This is a genomic window from Streptomyces sp. NPDC019443 (genome assembly GCF_044389785.1).
In the GTDB taxonomy this organism is placed as follows: Bacteria; Actinomycetota; Actinomycetes; order Streptomycetales; family Streptomycetaceae; genus Streptomyces.
On the sequence record NZ_JBIRYJ010000003.1, the window covers coordinates 60364 to 74370 of the forward strand.

General features: G+C 69.0%; 12 protein-coding genes and 1 pseudogene. 8 read left to right on the forward strand and 5 right to left on the reverse strand.

Features of this window, described 5'->3' with window-relative positions; all coding sequences use genetic code 11:
- Window positions 1-978 precede the first annotated feature (978 nt).
- The 5 genes and pseudogenes from ACH492_RS10740 to ACH492_RS10760 all read left to right on the forward strand — a co-directional run.
- A pseudogene (locus ACH492_RS10740) lies at window positions 979-1442 on the forward strand (MIP/aquaporin family protein); the annotation flags it as partial.
- A gap of 54 nt (window positions 1443-1496) precedes the next feature.
- Entirely contained in the window at window positions 1497-3014 is a 1518-nt protein-coding gene (gene glpK, locus ACH492_RS10745; RefSeq protein WP_398984940.1) for a glycerol kinase GlpK, read from the forward strand.
- A gap of 93 nt (window positions 3015-3107) precedes the next feature.
- Window positions 3108-4820 carry a glycerol-3-phosphate dehydrogenase/oxidase gene (locus ACH492_RS10750; RefSeq protein ID WP_398984942.1) on the forward strand — a complete coding sequence of 571 codons (1713 nt, stop codon included), beginning with the start codon at window positions 3108-3110 and terminating at the stop codon, window positions 4818-4820.
- Between the two features lie 292 nt (window positions 4821-5112).
- A complete protein-coding gene (locus ACH492_RS10755) occupies window positions 5113-6090 on the forward strand; it encodes a zinc-binding dehydrogenase (RefSeq protein ID WP_398986177.1) in 978 nt (325 codons plus the stop codon).
- Window positions 6091-6287: 197 nt separating this feature from the next.
- Window positions 6288-7826: a carboxylesterase/lipase family protein gene (locus tag ACH492_RS10760; protein WP_398984945.1), complete on the forward strand. Its 1539-nt coding sequence runs from the start codon at window positions 6288-6290 to the stop codon at window positions 7824-7826.
- Window positions 7827-8585: 759 nt separating this feature from the next.
- Here ACH492_RS10760 and ACH492_RS10765 read toward each other — a convergent pair.
- Complete coding sequence (locus ACH492_RS10765) at window positions 8586-9230, reverse strand: dihydrofolate reductase family protein (protein WP_398984947.1); 645 nt, start codon at window positions 9228-9230, stop codon at window positions 8586-8588.
- A 102-nt stretch (window positions 9231-9332) separates the two neighbouring features.
- Between ACH492_RS10765 and ACH492_RS10770 the strand changes: the two genes are divergently transcribed.
- Window positions 9333-9830, forward strand: a complete 498-nt coding sequence (locus ACH492_RS10770) for a helix-turn-helix domain-containing protein (RefSeq protein WP_263267636.1) — start codon at window positions 9333-9335, stop codon at window positions 9828-9830.
- A 73-nt stretch (window positions 9831-9903) separates the two neighbouring features.
- Window positions 9904-10854, forward strand: coding sequence for an ISAs1 family transposase (locus tag ACH492_RS10775; RefSeq protein WP_398986179.1), 951 nt, complete (start codon window positions 9904-9906; stop codon window positions 10852-10854).
- Window positions 10855-11229: 375 nt separating this feature from the next.
- Here the strand turns inward: ACH492_RS10775 and ACH492_RS10780 are convergent, their stop codons facing one another.
- The 4 genes from ACH492_RS10780 to ACH492_RS10795 all read right to left on the reverse strand — a co-directional run bounded on the left by ACH492_RS10780 (window position 11230) and on the right by ACH492_RS10795 (window position 13000).
- Window positions 11230-11664: a VOC family protein gene (locus ACH492_RS10780; RefSeq protein ID WP_398984949.1), complete on the reverse strand. Its 435-nt coding sequence runs from the start codon at window positions 11662-11664 to the stop codon at window positions 11230-11232.
- A gap of 232 nt (window positions 11665-11896) precedes the next feature.
- Window positions 11897-12313, reverse strand: coding sequence for a peptidase inhibitor family I36 protein (locus tag ACH492_RS10785; protein ID WP_398984951.1), 417 nt, complete (start codon window positions 12311-12313; stop codon window positions 11897-11899).
- Between the two features lie 310 nt (window positions 12314-12623).
- Entirely contained in the window at window positions 12624-12839 is a 216-nt protein-coding gene (locus tag ACH492_RS10790; protein WP_398984953.1) for a hypothetical protein, read from the reverse strand.
- Window positions 12836-13000 carry a hypothetical protein gene (locus tag ACH492_RS10795; RefSeq protein WP_398986233.1) on the reverse strand — a complete coding sequence of 55 codons (165 nt, stop codon included), beginning with the start codon at window positions 12998-13000 and terminating at the stop codon, window positions 12836-12838. The genes ACH492_RS10790 and ACH492_RS10795 overlap by 4 nt, the downstream gene beginning before the upstream one ends.
- 366 nt (window positions 13001-13366) lie before the next feature.
- Between ACH492_RS10795 and ACH492_RS10800 the strand changes: the two genes are divergently transcribed.
- Window positions 13367-13705 (forward strand): WD40 repeat domain-containing protein, encoded by a 339-nt coding sequence (locus tag ACH492_RS10800; protein ID WP_398986181.1) that lies wholly within the window; start codon window positions 13367-13369, stop codon window positions 13703-13705.
- The last annotated feature ends 302 nt before the right edge of the window (window positions 13706-14007 follow it).

Below are 14007 nucleotides of genomic sequence, written 5' to 3' on the forward strand. Positions count from 1 at the left end.
CTCGCGGACTACCTCGACGACTCGCGCGTGCAGCTGGTCGAGACGTACGCGCATCTCGTCGCGGAGGAGGACGCGGACGGAGCGTAGCCGGGCGGTCGCTTCTGCGCCGTTTCGGCCGTTGTCAGGGCGAGGACCTAATCTGTGCAGCGTGACTTCGCCTGCCTCGACGGACTTCGTTCCGCCCCAGCTCAGCGCGGGGCCGCGGCCCGCGCAGGCCCCGGCCGCCGACGAAGGGCTCGCGCGGCGGCTGCGCGCGCTCGCGTGCACCGCACCGCTGCACGACCTCGACACGTGCTGCGCCCGGGCCAGGAGTCAGTGCCGATCTCGACGCGCCAAGCCGCCACGGTGGCTACGCCGGACCGCCGCATACAGCTCTGCCTTCGACATGGTGGGACGAGCACTTTCACCAAGCGCATCAAGTGCTGGACCGGCCAGAACCCTAGTGCTGTCAAAACGCGTGAACATCACCCGAACAAGGGTCGGAGCAGCTCCCGCACCCGTGTACAACCGCGTCCCGACGCGAACGCCGGCTCGACTCCTCTGGCCTGCGCAAGCTGAGTGACGGCTGACCATCGTGGTGCTCTCCGGGAAGTTGCAGCCCTGGGCACGTCCGCCGGGGCCATGTGCCCTGGCTGCGGGGACTGATCGAGCCGGTTTCACGGCTCCTACCTGCGGTTTCCCGCTGACGGGCGCCCCAAAGGTCGACTGACGGCTGCGGTCAGGGTTCGAACCGGAGATGCCGCTCGGCATCGCCCCGTGAGCTCCCCGCGCCGCTCTCTCCCTCCCCCCGACGACGCGGGCGTCGGTCTCCGCCCTGTTCAGTGCGGGGCCACGCCGCCTCGCATGCGGCGGACTCTTGATCGTCATACGATGACGTCTTGGGGGACTCGGGCAAGCGACGGCCGGTCCTGAGCCGGCAGGAAGCGGGCTCCCATGGCTGAGCGTCCTAAAAGACCAGGGCTGGTCGGCGAGCTTTCAGCCGACCTCAGGCACACGGTCAAGACCGAGGGCGCTTTCTCCACCCTCCCGACAACGGCAATCCGAACCTGCCGGTCAGCGACTGGGGCGCCTTCCGTGACCAGGTCATCGGCACCGCGATCCTGCTGCTGATCATGGCGATCACGAACCTGCTGAACACACCTCCGGGCGCCAACCTCGCCCCGTTCATCATCGTTCTGGTAGGCATCGGCATGGCCCGGGGCACCGACGCGGGATACGCAATCAACCCGGCCCGTGACTTCGGTCCCCGGCCGGCCGGCTTCTTCACCGGGTACGGCGGAGCGTGGCGAGATCAGTGCCGAAACTTCTGCTTCTGGGTGCCGATCACCGGTCCGCTGATCGGCGGCCCTGCTCGGAGCGTTCCTCTACACGTTCTTCATCAGCCGGTTCCTGCCGACCGCGGAGCCGGAGCCCTCGGACGCGTCCGGACCCCCGAGGGCTGACCGGCCCTGCGTGAGGCCGCAACCAGTCCATCCCACAAGAGAGGCGGCATTGCCATGGCGGACTTCGTCGGCGCAGTGGACCAGGGAACCACCAGCACCCGTTTCATGATCTTCGACCATGACGGCAACGAAGTGGCGAAGCACCAGCTGGAGCACGCCCAGATACTCCCGCGCTCGGGGTGGGTCGAGCACGACCCGGTGGAGATCTGGGAACGCACCAATTCGGTGATCCAGAATGCCCTCCGGCACGGGAACCTGTCCCCGTCCGACCTGGCGGCGATCGGCATCACCAACCAGCGGGAGACAACCGTCGTCTGGGACCCCCGCAACGGCCGTCCCTACTACAACGCCATCGTTTGGCAGGACACTCGCACCGATTCCATCGCGGCCGCCCTGGAACGTTCGGGCCAGGGCGACGTGATCCGCCGCAAGGCGGGCCTGCCGCCGGCCACCTATTTCTCCGGCGGCAAGATCAAGTGGATCCTGGAGAACGTCGACGGCGTCCGCGAGGCGGCCGAGCAGGGCCATGCCCTCTTCGGCAACACGGACTGCTGGGTGCTGTGGAACCTCACCGGCGGCCCCGAGGGCGGAATCCACGCCACCGACGTGACCAACGCCAGCCGCACCATGCTGATGAACCTGGAAACCCTCGACTGGGACGATGAGTTGCTGGGCTTCTTCGACATCCCCCGGGCGATGTTGCCCACCATCAGCCCGTCCTCCCACCGGGAGGCGTTCGGCGAGACCCGTACCTCCCGGCCGCTGCGCGCCGCCATCCCCATCACCGGGATGCTCGGCGACCAGCAGGCGGCCACGGTCGGGCAGGTCTGCTACGCGCCCGGCGAAGCCAAGAACACCTACGGCACCGGCAACTTCCTGGTGCTCAACACCGGCACCGAACTGGTCCGCTCGCAGAACGGCCTTCTCACCACCGTGGCGTACCAGTTCGGCGACAGCCCGGCGATCTACGCCCTGGAAGGGTCCATCGCGGTCACCGGGTCCGCGGTGCAGTGGCTGCGCGACCAGATGAAGATCATCAAGACCGCCGCCGAGAGCGAGACGCTGGCCGGCACGGTCGAGGACAACGGCGGCATGTATTTCGTTCCCGCCTTCTCGGGCCTGTTCGCCCCGTACTGGCGCTCCGACGCCCGCGGCGCGATCGTCGGCCTCGCCCGGTACAACGACAACGGCCACCTGGCGCGCGCCACCCTGGAAGCCATCTGCTACCAGAGCCGCGACGTGGTGGAGGCAATGGAGCAGGACTCCGGCGTCCATCTGGACGTGCTCAAGGTCGACGGCGGCGTGACGGCCAACGACCTGTGCATGCAGATCCAGGCCAATGTCCTCGGCGTACCGGTCAGCCGCCCGGTCGTCGCCGAGACCACCGCGCTCGGTGCCGCCTACGCGGCCGGTCTGGCCACCGGCTTCTGGGGGGACGCCGAGGAGCTGCGCACCCACTGGCAGGAGTCCAAGCGCTGGGAGCCGCAGTGGTCCGAGGAGCAGCGCGAGGAAGGATACGCGGGCTGGAAGAAGGCGGTGGAGCGCACGCTCGACTGGGCCAAGGTCGATTAGGCCCACGGCCGGTGGCGCCCGTGGGACGCGGACGCCACCGGCCACGTGCGCAGCGCACGACCGCAGCACGATTAGGAGTCCGATAGGAGTCCGATGGTGAATCCGGTGGCTCTGTCGCCCGAGGCACGCGCGGAGGCCCTCGTCAGGTTGGGGGAGGGCGAGCTGGACGTCCTGGTCGTCGGTGGCGGTGTCGTGGGCTCCGGGGCAGCCCTGGATGCCGCCACCCGGGGCCTGCGGGTCGGCCTCGTCGAAGCCCGGGACTGGGCCTCGGGCACTTCCAGCCGCTCCAGCAAGCTGATTCACGGCGGCCTGCGCTACCTCGAGATGCTGGACTTCCGGCTGGTCGCCGAAGCGCTCAAGGAGCGCGGACTGCTACTCCAGCTCTTGGCCCCGCATCTGGTGCGGCCGGTGCCCTTCCTCTACCCGCTTCAACACCGGGTCTGGGAGCGCCCGTATGTCGGCGTCGGCGTGCTGCTCTACGACACCATGGCCGCGGCCTCGGGCACCTCCAGCGGCCTGCCGCGCCACCGCCACCTGCTCAAGCGCCAGGCCCTGCGCGAGGCGCCCGCGCTGCGTTCCGACGCACTGGCCGGCGCGATCCAGTACTGGGACGCCCAGGTCGACGATGCCCGGCACACCATGTTCCTCACCCGTACGGCAGCCGCCTACGGGGCACTGGCCGCCAATCGCACGCGCGTCAGCCGCTTCCTGCGCCAGGGCGAGCGCGTGGTGGGCGCCGTGGTCACGGACCTGGAAACCGGCAAGGAGACCGAGGTGTCCGCCAAGCAGGTCATCAACGCGACCGGCGTGTGGACGGACGACACCCAGACCATGGCCGGCACCCGCGGCCAGTTCCACGTCCGCGCCTCCAAGGGCGTGCATCTGCTGGTCCCGCGTGACCGGATCATCTCCCACACCGGGCTGATCCTGCGCACCGAGAAGAGCGTGCTGTTCGTCATTCCCTGGGGGCGGCACTGGATCATCGGGACGACCGACACCGACTGGAAACTGGACAAGGCCCATCCCGCGCTGAGTTCCAAGGACGTCAGCTACCTGCTGGAACACGTCAACCGCGTTCTGGTCACGCCGCTGGCCGCGGAGGACGTCGAGGGCGTGTACGCCGGTCTGCGCCCGCTCCTGTCCGGAGAGGCCGCGGAGACCAGCAAGCTCTCCCGGGAGCACCTGGTCGCGCATCCGGTCCCCGGACTCGTCGTGGTGGCGGGCGGCAAGTACACGACCTACCGGGTGATGGCCAAGGACGCGGTCGACGAGGCGGCCCGCGGGCTGGACGAGAAGGTGGCCGACTGCGTCACGCAGCGCGTTCCGCTGCTCGGCGCCGACGGCTATCCGGCCCTGTGGAACTCCCGGCACAGACTCGCCGAGCGCTCCGGGCTGCATGTCGCCCGCATCGAGCACCTGCTGAACCGCTACGGCTCCCTGGTGCACGAACTGCTCAACATGGTCACGGCCGACGCCTCGCTCGGCGAGCCGTTGCCGAGCTCCGACGATTATCTGCGCGCCGAGGCCGTGTACGCGGTGACCCATGAGGGAGCCCGCCATCTGGACGATGTGCTCGCCCGGCGTACCCGGATTTCCATCGAGTCCTGGGACCGCGGCGTGGACGCGGCGCGCACCGTCGCCGAACTGATGGCACCTCACCTCGGGTGGGACCGGGCGCAGCAGGACCGCGAAGTCGACCACTACCTGAAGCGGGTGGCGGCCGAACGCGAGGCCCAGCAACAGCCGGACGACCAGACCGCCGACGCGGTACGGCTCGGCGCCCCCGACATCATCCCGGTGCGCTGAGCGGGGGCGAAAGCCAGGAGCGGTCCCGCCAGGACCTGTCCGGCCGCTCGCGAACGGAGCCAACCCGCTTCGGGGCAATCGGCAGCCCTCCGCCGAACGCGCCTCGGGAAAGCCCGCGCTGGTCGCAGGACGCCGCAAAGCATGCTTCTTCCTCCCGCGCCCTCGCCCATGCGCTGTCGCCGGTGCGGTCCGGTGCGGTCCATATTGCCCGTGCACGGATGATCTGCTGCCCCGGATGGGTTGCAGGACCTGTACGGCGCTGTTGGACAGAGAGGGAACAGACGTGGAGACGATGATGAAAGCGGCCGTTGCCGAACGGCCGGGACCGCCCGAGGTGTTGCGGGTGCGGACCATCCCGCGGCCCGAGGCGCGGCCCGGCTGGACGCTGGTGCAGGTCAAGGCGTTCGGGCTCAATCGTTCGGAGCTGATGACCCGGCAGGGCCACTCGCCGAGCGTCCGCTTCCCCCGGGTGCTGGGCATCGAATGTGTCGGCGTGGTCGCCGAGTCGTCCGGCTCCGGGCTGTCGCCCGGGACCACGGTGGCCGCCGTGATGGGCGAGATGGGCCGCGCCTTCGACGGCGGCTATGCCGAGTACGCGCTGCTGCCGGACGAGTTGCTCATGCCGGTGTCCACCACGTTGGACTGGGCCACCTTCGGCGCGCTGCCCGAGACCTACCTCACCGCATACGGTTCGCTGGCCGCCCTGAACATCGTCGGCGGCGGCACACTGCTGGTGCGCGGCGGCACCTCGTCGGTCGGCATGGCCGCGCTGTCGCTGGCCGCCGACCGCGGGCTGGAGACCATTGCCACCACCCGCAGTCCGGCCAAGGCGGAGCTGCTGGCTACCCGCGGCGCCGACCACGTCGTGGTGGACACCGGCGCGATCGCCGACCAGGTACGTGCCATCCGCCCGGGCGGCCCGGACTACGTCCTCGACCTCGTGGGTGCCCCCACCCTCGTGGACTCCCTTCACCTGGCAGCCCGCGGCGGCACAGTGTGCGTCACCGGCATGCTCAGCGGCGTATGGGCTGTCCCCGACTTCGAACCTGTCGCCATGATCCCCTCCGGCACCAGGCTCACCGCCTTCCACAGCCAGGACCTCCAGGGCTCCGCCGGCACCGAAGCCCTCCAGAACATCGTCGACGCGGTGTCCAAGGGCACTTACCACGCCAACCTGGACCGCGTCTTCACGCTGGAGGAGATCGCCGACGCGCACCAGTACATGGAGACCAATCAGGCCACCGGCAAGGTCGTCGTACGTATCCCGTAACGAACAGGCACGGAGCCAAGGCAGCTGACCCAACTCTCGGGTCAGGGCCCTGGCCATGTGGTCGTAGACGGTAGTCGACCCGTCCATTCCTGAGTGCCCCGTAAATGGTTGGCCCGCAGCTTGATTTGGCGGGATGATCCGCGGTGCAAGCCGCGCGCGCCTTTGATCGCGCTCAACTGCCCACAGAGGGAGCTGGGATGACCGTTGCCACGTCCGAGTCGTCCGGGTCCCGGCCCGAAGTCCGCGCGGCAGCCGGGGCAGTGCGCGGAAGCCGGGAGGAGGGCCTGGCGGTCTTCCGCGGCATCCCGTTCGCTGAGCCGCCGGTCGGCGCGCTCCGTTTCGCCGCACCGCGGCCGGTTCGGGGCTGGGACGGCGTGCGGTCGGCCGTGTCGTACGGTCCCCCGCCCCCGCAGGCCGGTGCGTTCGGCATGGACGCGCTGTCGCAGGACGCGGCGGGCGATGACTGGCTGACGGTCAACGTCTGGTCGCCCGAGCCGGACCCGGGTGCGGGACTTCCGGTGATGGTGTGGATCTACGGCGGCGCCTACGTGATCGGCATGTCCGGCCTCCCCGAATACGACGGCGGCCGCCTGGCGCGGGACGGCGGCGTCGTCCTGGTGACGTTCAACTACCGTCTGGGCATCGAGGGCTTCGCGCAGATCGAGGGGGCGCCCGCCAACCGGGGCCTACTCGACCAGGTCGCCGCTTTGGAGTGGGTGCGCGACAACATCCGGGCATTCGGCGGCGACCCGGACCGGGTCACGGTCTTCGGCCAATCGGCGGGCGCCGGATCGGTCGCCGGGCTGCTGGCGATGCCGCGTGCGGCCGGGCTCTTCCGCAGGGCCGTCGCGCAGAGCGTCCCGGGCACGTTCTTCTCAGCGGCGCTCGCCGCCGATATCGCCGCCGCCTGCGCCTCTGAGCTGGGGCTGCGGCCCACGGTGGCTGACTTGTCCACCGTGGCCCCGGCCCGGCTGCCCGCCGCCGGTGATGCGGTCGCCGCCAAGATGGCCCAGTGGGTGGAGCGCTGGGGCCAGGTCGCGCACAGGTCGATCCCGTTCTCGCCCGTCGTCGACGGCGATGTTCTGCCGGTCACTCCCTGGCAGGCCCTGGCCGACGGCGCCGGCCGGGACGTCGAACTCGTCGTCGGCCACACTCGCGACGAGCACCGGCTGTTCTCAGCGCTCGATGGCCTGCTCGGCCAGGTGACGCAGGAGCAGGCGGCGACCGCCCTACGAGTCTTCGCCCCCGGCCCGGACGGCGCACGCCGGTACCGCGACGGCTTCCCGGCCGCAGGGCCGGACGAGCTGTACGAACTGGTCAACTCGGACTGGCTGTTCCGCATGCCGACCATCCACCTCGCCCAGGCGCAGATCGCCGCCGGCGGCCGTGCGCACGTCTACGAGCTGACCTGGCCCGGCCCGGCTATGGGCGGTGCCCTCGGCGCCTGTCACGGCCTCGACGTGCCGCTCGTTTTCGGCAACCTGAGCAGCGGGCAAGCCGCCACGCTGATCGGCGAAAACCCCTCCCCGGAGGCAGAGGCGCTGTCCGCGCACATCCGCGCCGCGTTTACGGCGTTCGCCGCCCACGGCGACCCCGGCTGGCCCCCATTCGACGCCGAGCAACGCCTCGTGCATCTCCTCGACGCCCGACCGGTGGTCACCGCCTACCCGGAGGAGACCTCTCGTCTGCTCTGGCAGGACCACGCCTTTTCAGTGGTGCCGCTGATCGGCCGGTAGCGGCCTGCCCCACACACGACGTGTGCCGGGCCCACGCGGCTGCTCCGGGGGCTGCCTCAGCGGGTGCGCCGTACGCTTCTTACCGGCCGGCGCAACACAGACCTGATCCGCCACCAGATCCGCTGAACGCGGGGGGTCTCGGTGGAGTAGCTCACCCCGAACCATTCGTTGTCCACACTGCGGCCCAACGGGCGGCCCTCGCGGGGATAGCGTTCTTCACGGTCTCCGACCATGCGTCCGCCTGAGGCGTGTTGGTACCGCAGCCCTTCCGCAGCTCATTGTCCGCGCGGGTCGTCGGGCCGCGGGCGTCGACTGGCTCCGACCGCCCGCCCTGCGGCATCTGCTGGTTCGGGGGCGCGCGAGGGCGCCCTGCTCGTCATGGATCGCCATCCGCTCTACGAGTACGTCGTCCACCCCATGGCTCGCCAGTGACGTGACGGCCATCGCGCGCGGCGCTTCGGAGCAGGCCAGGAGCGGGCGCAGGGCTTCGGCGTAGTCGTAGGACGTCCAGTTCGTGACGATCTGCCAGCTCAGCGGTCAGCCGAGAACAGTGCCTCAGCGTTCTCGTGAGGTGAGACGGGCGGCGAGGCGAGCTGCGGTGACCCGTGGCGAGGCGGCGGTAGCAGATCCTGATCGACGCGCTGATGCGCCAGTGCGAGGACGTCGTGCTGCCCGGCCCGGTCGAGGAGTTGCCGGGCCTGCCGACGCGGTGCAGGCCCTGGTCCAGGTGCCGGACCACCGCTCGCGCTCGGGCCGGCGCTACGGCCGGGTGAAGGTCATGTGCGTCACGCCGCTGGGGGTTGTTACGGACTCGACCTGAAAGCGTTTCTCGAGTCCTTCGAGTCCGGCCCACAGGCGCTCGCCACGGCCCAGGACGACCGGGACGACGGCGATGTGCAGGTGATCGATGAGGTCTTCGGCGAGGAACTGGCGGATCGTGGTCGGCCCGCCGCCGATCCTCACATCCAGGCCGCCTGCGGCCTCGCGCGCCTGACGGAGCGCCTCCTGCGGCGTGGCATCGATGAAGTGGAACGTGGTGCCGCCTTCCATCTCCACCGAGGGACGGGGATGGTGGGTCAGCACGAACACTGGGGTATGGAAGGGCGGGTTGGGCCCCCACCAGCCGTTCCACTCATGGTTTCCCCACGGCCCGCGTTGGGGACCGAACTTGTTGCGGCCCATGATCTCCGCCCCGATGCCGGCATCCCAGGTGCGGGCGATAGCCTCGTCGACCCCGGTGCTCCCGTCCGGCTTGCCCTGCATCTGCTGGCAGGTCCTGGTCGGGAAGAACCACTCGTGGAGTCGATGGCCGGCGTGGCCGAACGGAGCATCGAGACTCTGTCCTTCACCCGTGGCGAAGCCGTCGATGGAGACGGAGAAGTTGTGGACCCTCACACGGGACATGGCGTGGCCTCCTACCCTCGATGGACGTGATTGCGAACTGCAATCACCTGCGGGGATGAGCGTAGGCTTGGTGGTGGCAGAATGCAATCACTGGAGGTGGGCATGCGAGACGAACCGCGGTCCGGGTGTGCGATCAACGCGGCAGTGGAGGCACTCGGGGACCAGTGGAGTCTCATCGTCCTGCGCGATGTGATCTTCGGTGGGCGCCGCCACTTCCGCGAGCTGCTCACTCACTCCAAGGAGGGAATCGCGTCGAACATCCTCAGCAGCCGCCTCAAGGCCCTCCTCGCCGGCGGTCTCCTCACGCAGGAGGAGACCGGGCGAGGACGACGCGCGACCTACAGCCTCACCGAGGCGGGCATCCAGACCGTCCCCATCATGGTCGCGCTCGGTTCCTGGGGAATGCGGCACCGCCCCACGACACCCGAACTGACCGTCCGCGCACGACTGCTGGAGGAGGGTGGGCCATCTCTCTGGGAAGACCTAATGGACGAACTCCGCGAGGTGCACCTGGGCACCCCCCGCCCGCGCCCCGACCGCCCGCTGGCCTCAACAGTCCTCCAGGCGGCCTACGAACGCGCCCTCGCGGAGGCGTCCTGATCGCCAAGGGGCGCCTTCCTCTCGAGGCAGACGAAAACCTGGCACACTCGATGGCGACGCCTTGGACCAGGCCGTGGGCCGCTGGCTTGCCGACCGCCGCCCCCACAGAGCAGACGGACTGCACGGTCTGGCCGTGGACGGCAAGAGCCTGCGCGGGGCGGCCAAGGCCAAGGGCCGGAAAATCCACCTGCTCGCCGCCCTGGACCACACTACCGGCCTGGTCCTGGCCCAGCTCGACGTGCAGGAGACGACGAATGAGATCACCTGCTTCCAGCCTCTGCTTCAGGCCGTCGCCGACCTGGCCGATGTGGTGGTCACCAGCGACCCGATGCACACCCAGCGCGAGCACGCTACGTATCTACTGGGCCGCGGCACCCAGTACATCGTGATCGTCAAGGGCAACCAGAAGAAGCTGCGCAAGCAGCTGAAGTCCCTGCCCTGGCAGCAGATCCCGCTCCAAGGGCGCACCCGGGGCAGCGGCCACGGACGCACCGAAATCCGCCGGATCAAGGTGGCCAGCGTGAACAACCTGCTCTTCCCCGGCGCCCGCCAAGCCGTCCAGATCAAGCGCCGCCGCACCGACCGCAAGACCGGTAAGACCACCGTGAAGACCGTCTACGCCGTCACCAGCCTCACCGCCGACCAGGCGACACCCGCACAGCTGGCAGCACTGGTGCGCGAGCACTGGAAGGTGGAGGCCCTGCACCACGTCCGGGACACCACCTTCACCGAGGACGCCTCACAACTGCGGACCGGCAACACGCCCCGAGCGATGGCGACCAGGCGCAACCTGGCCATCGGAGCCCTGCGGCTGACTGGCGTCCGAACATCGCGGCCAGCCTGCGTCGCAACGCCCGCGACGCGCGACGCCCGCTCACCCTCCTGGGGCTTACATGATCACGAAATGGACATCACGCGACTACGCCGAAGCCCTGGGAGCGGGCGCAGTCCCCTTCGGCAACCCGCACGTACCCGGGTCCCGTCTGCGGTTCCTCACGCTCGACGATCTCGAACGAACCGCTGACGGCGCCACCTGCGCGACTCGACAAGTACCCATCTGGATCTCTCCGGGATATGGGTACGGAGCCCCGGACCGGCAGACCGGCTCCGGCCCTGTCACGCGCAGAAGCAGATCAGGTGAGCACTCGGCATCAGACGTCGGGTCCAGGCGGCGACGTCGAGCTGCCGGATCCGAGGCCGGATTTCGCGAGGGGGTGGGTGAGCCGGCGTCGCAGAAGGTCGATCACAATCCTGACCGGGTAGATGCGCGGTGATCTGTGACGGTGATCGCTCTGTGTCCCCAGTGGTGATCGGCGCTGGAAATCTCAGTGGATCTGGTGCCGGACGCACGGTTGCCCGGTGCCGTCTCAGTTGATCTGGGAGGACACGTTCGCGGCTCTCAGTCGATACAGAACTCGTTGCCCTCGATGTCCTGCATCGGGATGCACGACTCGTTGACGCCATCGGCACGCAGCGTTCGCACGTGTACCGCGCCGAGCGGGACCAGTCGTGCGCATTCGGCCTCAAGTGCGGCGAGGCGCTCTTTACCCACGAGTCCGGTGCCGATCCGCACATCAAGATGCAGCCGGTTCTTGGCGGCCTTCCCTTCGGGGACGCGCTGGAAGTACAGTCGCGGGCCCACACCTGAGGGATCACTGCAGGCGAACCATGAGTCCCGCTGCTCAGGTGGCTGCGAGTGCTTGAAATCGTCCCAAGTGGCAAACCCCTCCGGTGGCGGCGGTACGACGTACCCCAACACCTCACACCAGAAACGAGCGAGGCGCTCAGGTTCTGCGCAGTCGAAGGTGACTTGGAACTGCTTGATCGATGCCATCGGTCCACCATATTGGCGCGTGCTGCTCACCGAGATCCCGGGGTTTCATCGCCGTGCGCCTGTTGCGCGCCCCACGTCGCTATTTCCTCCGCGGCTGCTCGTTCCGCCTGGAGTTCGCGGTGGACTCGCTCACACGTCGGGCACCGCCCGACCTTCCGCTGGCTGTAGCCGTCGCTCACCGTGTCAGGGGTGACGTTCGTACCAGCCCAACTGGAAGGAACTGTGCCCGTGTTCAGCCGCAGTCGTTGTTGTTGATCTTCAGTGAGCGGGTCTGGTCGTTGAGGTTGTAGGAGCGCAGGTCATGGATGGAGCCGCCGCTGCGGGTCACACAAACCCACCGTCCGTGGTGATTGCGCTTCTCGTAGACGCGGGCGGTCTTGCCGGAGTTGTTCCTGATGGAGCTGCCGTCGTCGCGGATCTGTGAGGGCAGGTCCTTCACACTTCCGTCAGCCGCCCGACGGACCCAGGGCTGCCCTCCGAAGTTGATGTCCGGGTAAATGCAGACGTAGCCATCGGGGCAGCCCACCGCACGCACGGCGGAGGTTGTCGTACCTGTGCCGGGCTGCATCACCGTGCCGGTGGCCTGAGCCGACGACGGCAGACTCAACGGCACCAGAGCAAGGACTGCGGCTACCGCGGAACGCGTCATGGTTGTCATCACACGGATACAGGTAGCGCGCCCCGCACCGCTCCACACCCCGCAGACCGCGCGCTCACCCTCCCGGGTCGCGAAGTTCACCGCAGAAACGATCACCCTGACCTTCGCCGCGGGCTCTCTGGGACGAACTGCTTCCGTCTCCTATGCCCGGCGGCCTGCCGGAACCGTTCAGGCGGGGAGGAAGAATCCGGTCACGTCGGCGAGGAGGCCGTGCCGGTGTACCGCGCTGCTCACGCCTGTCATGAAGGTCTCGCCGTCCGGGCCGACCTGGGTCCAGCGGGCCAGTGACCGGTCGTGGTGGTCAAGGACCTCGTCGATGCGGAAGCGGTGTCCGGGGAACGCCCCGGGCGAAGCCGTCCATGTATGCGTCCAGTTCGGCCAGGCTGCCGACCTCGGTCCCCGGGTCCCGGTAGGTGACGTCGTCGACAGCGACCGCGCCGAGCGCGGCGAGTCGTATCGCGGGGTCGGCCGACCAGCACGCGGCGTAGTTGTCCCAGAGCTGCTGTTGATCACTCATCGCTGTTCCTCTTTCTTGGCCTGCTTGGCTGTCTTGGCTTGCCTGGCGCCGATCGACGCCAAGGCTCCATCGGTGATGGTGTGCAGTTTGGCGGCGGCAGTACCGGACCGGACGAGCACCAGCAGACCTTGATAGAGGGCCAGGAGCTGGGCGGCCAACATCTCGACATCGACTTCTGCAGGCAGCAACTGCTGGGCGCGGGCGCGCGTCAGCGCGTGGGCGGCGGACTCGATCGTCTGCCCAACTCACCAGCAATATGCGGCGTATCGCTGGTGCATGGCCGCGGTAGCCGCGTTCTCCGGGGCACGCCGCGTGTGGGAACGGAGTCGTTCCCACTGCTTGACCAGCCGTGGTCGGGCCTGGGGCTCGGGGCGCTCGCGACCGAGGCGAGAGGCGTCAACGACGCCGCCCTCTCCCCCGATGGGCGGTACACCGCTTCCGTCCACGGCAGCGGCAACTCCCCCACCACGCTCATTCTCTGGGACACGCGCACCGGTTCGCAGGTGTCCTCCCGTACCGAAGACGGCGTGGTCGACTGGCTCGTCCGCTGGTCGCCGGACGGGCGCCGGATCGCCATCGGGGACTCGGATGGGAACGTGCGCCTGTTTGACGCGGCAGAGCTGAAGCCGCTCCGCACTCTCCGTGGCGGACCACACAGGATCGCGAACGTCGAGTGGTCGCCCTCCGGAGTGCGGATAGCGGCGAGCACCTACGACGGAACCGTTTATATCTGGCGTGCCGGCACCGGGGCACGGGTGGGAATGAGGACGTTGAACGCGGTGGGACGTGCCCACCTTGGCCTGGTCGCCGGACGGTCACCACCTGGCTGTCGGAGGCGGCTTGGGAACCAAAGCTGCGTTGGTTGACGCGGACACCTGGAAGCTGCGCACCGTGCGCAGCTTCCAGGAGCAGACGTCCGTCGACAGGCTCGCGTGGTCACCGGACGGCGGTCGGCTGGCCACCGGCGGCGGAGGGGAAGACGAACCACCCCTGGTGATTCACCGCCTTGGGAAGGGCGGCGGAAGCGTGCCCCTTTCCTCCCCCGACTGGCAGGGATCGGTCGACGATCTTCGCTGGTCACGGGATGGCCGACAACTGGCCACAGCCTCCGGCGGCAGCGTCGGGCGCGCGCTCGTGTGGCACAGGGACGGCGCCCGTCCACACGTTC

Coding starts and splice junctions, on each gene's coding strand:
- glpK (WP_398984940.1), top strand. CDS start 1,497: ATGGCGGACTTCGTCGGCGCAGTGGACCAGGGAACCACCAGCACCCGT.
- ACH492_RS10750 (WP_398984942.1), top strand. CDS start 3,108: ATGGTGAATCCGGTGGCTCTGTCGCCCGAGGCACGCGCGGAGGCCCTC.
- ACH492_RS10755 (WP_398986177.1), top strand. CDS start 5,113: ATGATGAAAGCGGCCGTTGCCGAACGGCCGGGACCGCCCGAGGTGTTG.
- ACH492_RS10760 (WP_398984945.1), top strand. CDS start 6,288: ATGACCGTTGCCACGTCCGAGTCGTCCGGGTCCCGGCCCGAAGTCCGC.
- ACH492_RS10765 (WP_398984947.1), bottom strand. CDS start 9,230: ATGTCCCGTGTGAGGGTCCACAACTTCTCCGTCTCCATCGACGGCTTC.
- ACH492_RS10770 (WP_263267636.1), top strand. CDS start 9,333: ATGCGAGACGAACCGCGGTCCGGGTGTGCGATCAACGCGGCAGTGGAG.
- ACH492_RS10780 (WP_398984949.1), bottom strand. CDS start 11,664: ATGGCATCGATCAAGCAGTTCCAAGTCACCTTCGACTGCGCAGAACCT.
- ACH492_RS10785 (WP_398984951.1), bottom strand. CDS start 12,313: ATGACGCGTTCCGCGGTAGCCGCAGTCCTTGCTCTGGTGCCGTTGAGT.
- ACH492_RS10790 (WP_398984953.1), bottom strand. CDS start 12,839: ATGAGTGATCAACAGCAGCTCTGGGACAACTACGCCGCGTGCTGGTCG.
- ACH492_RS10795 (WP_398986233.1), bottom strand. CDS start 13,000: ATGTTGGCCGCCCAGCTCCTGGCCCTCTATCAAGGTCTGCTGGTGCTC.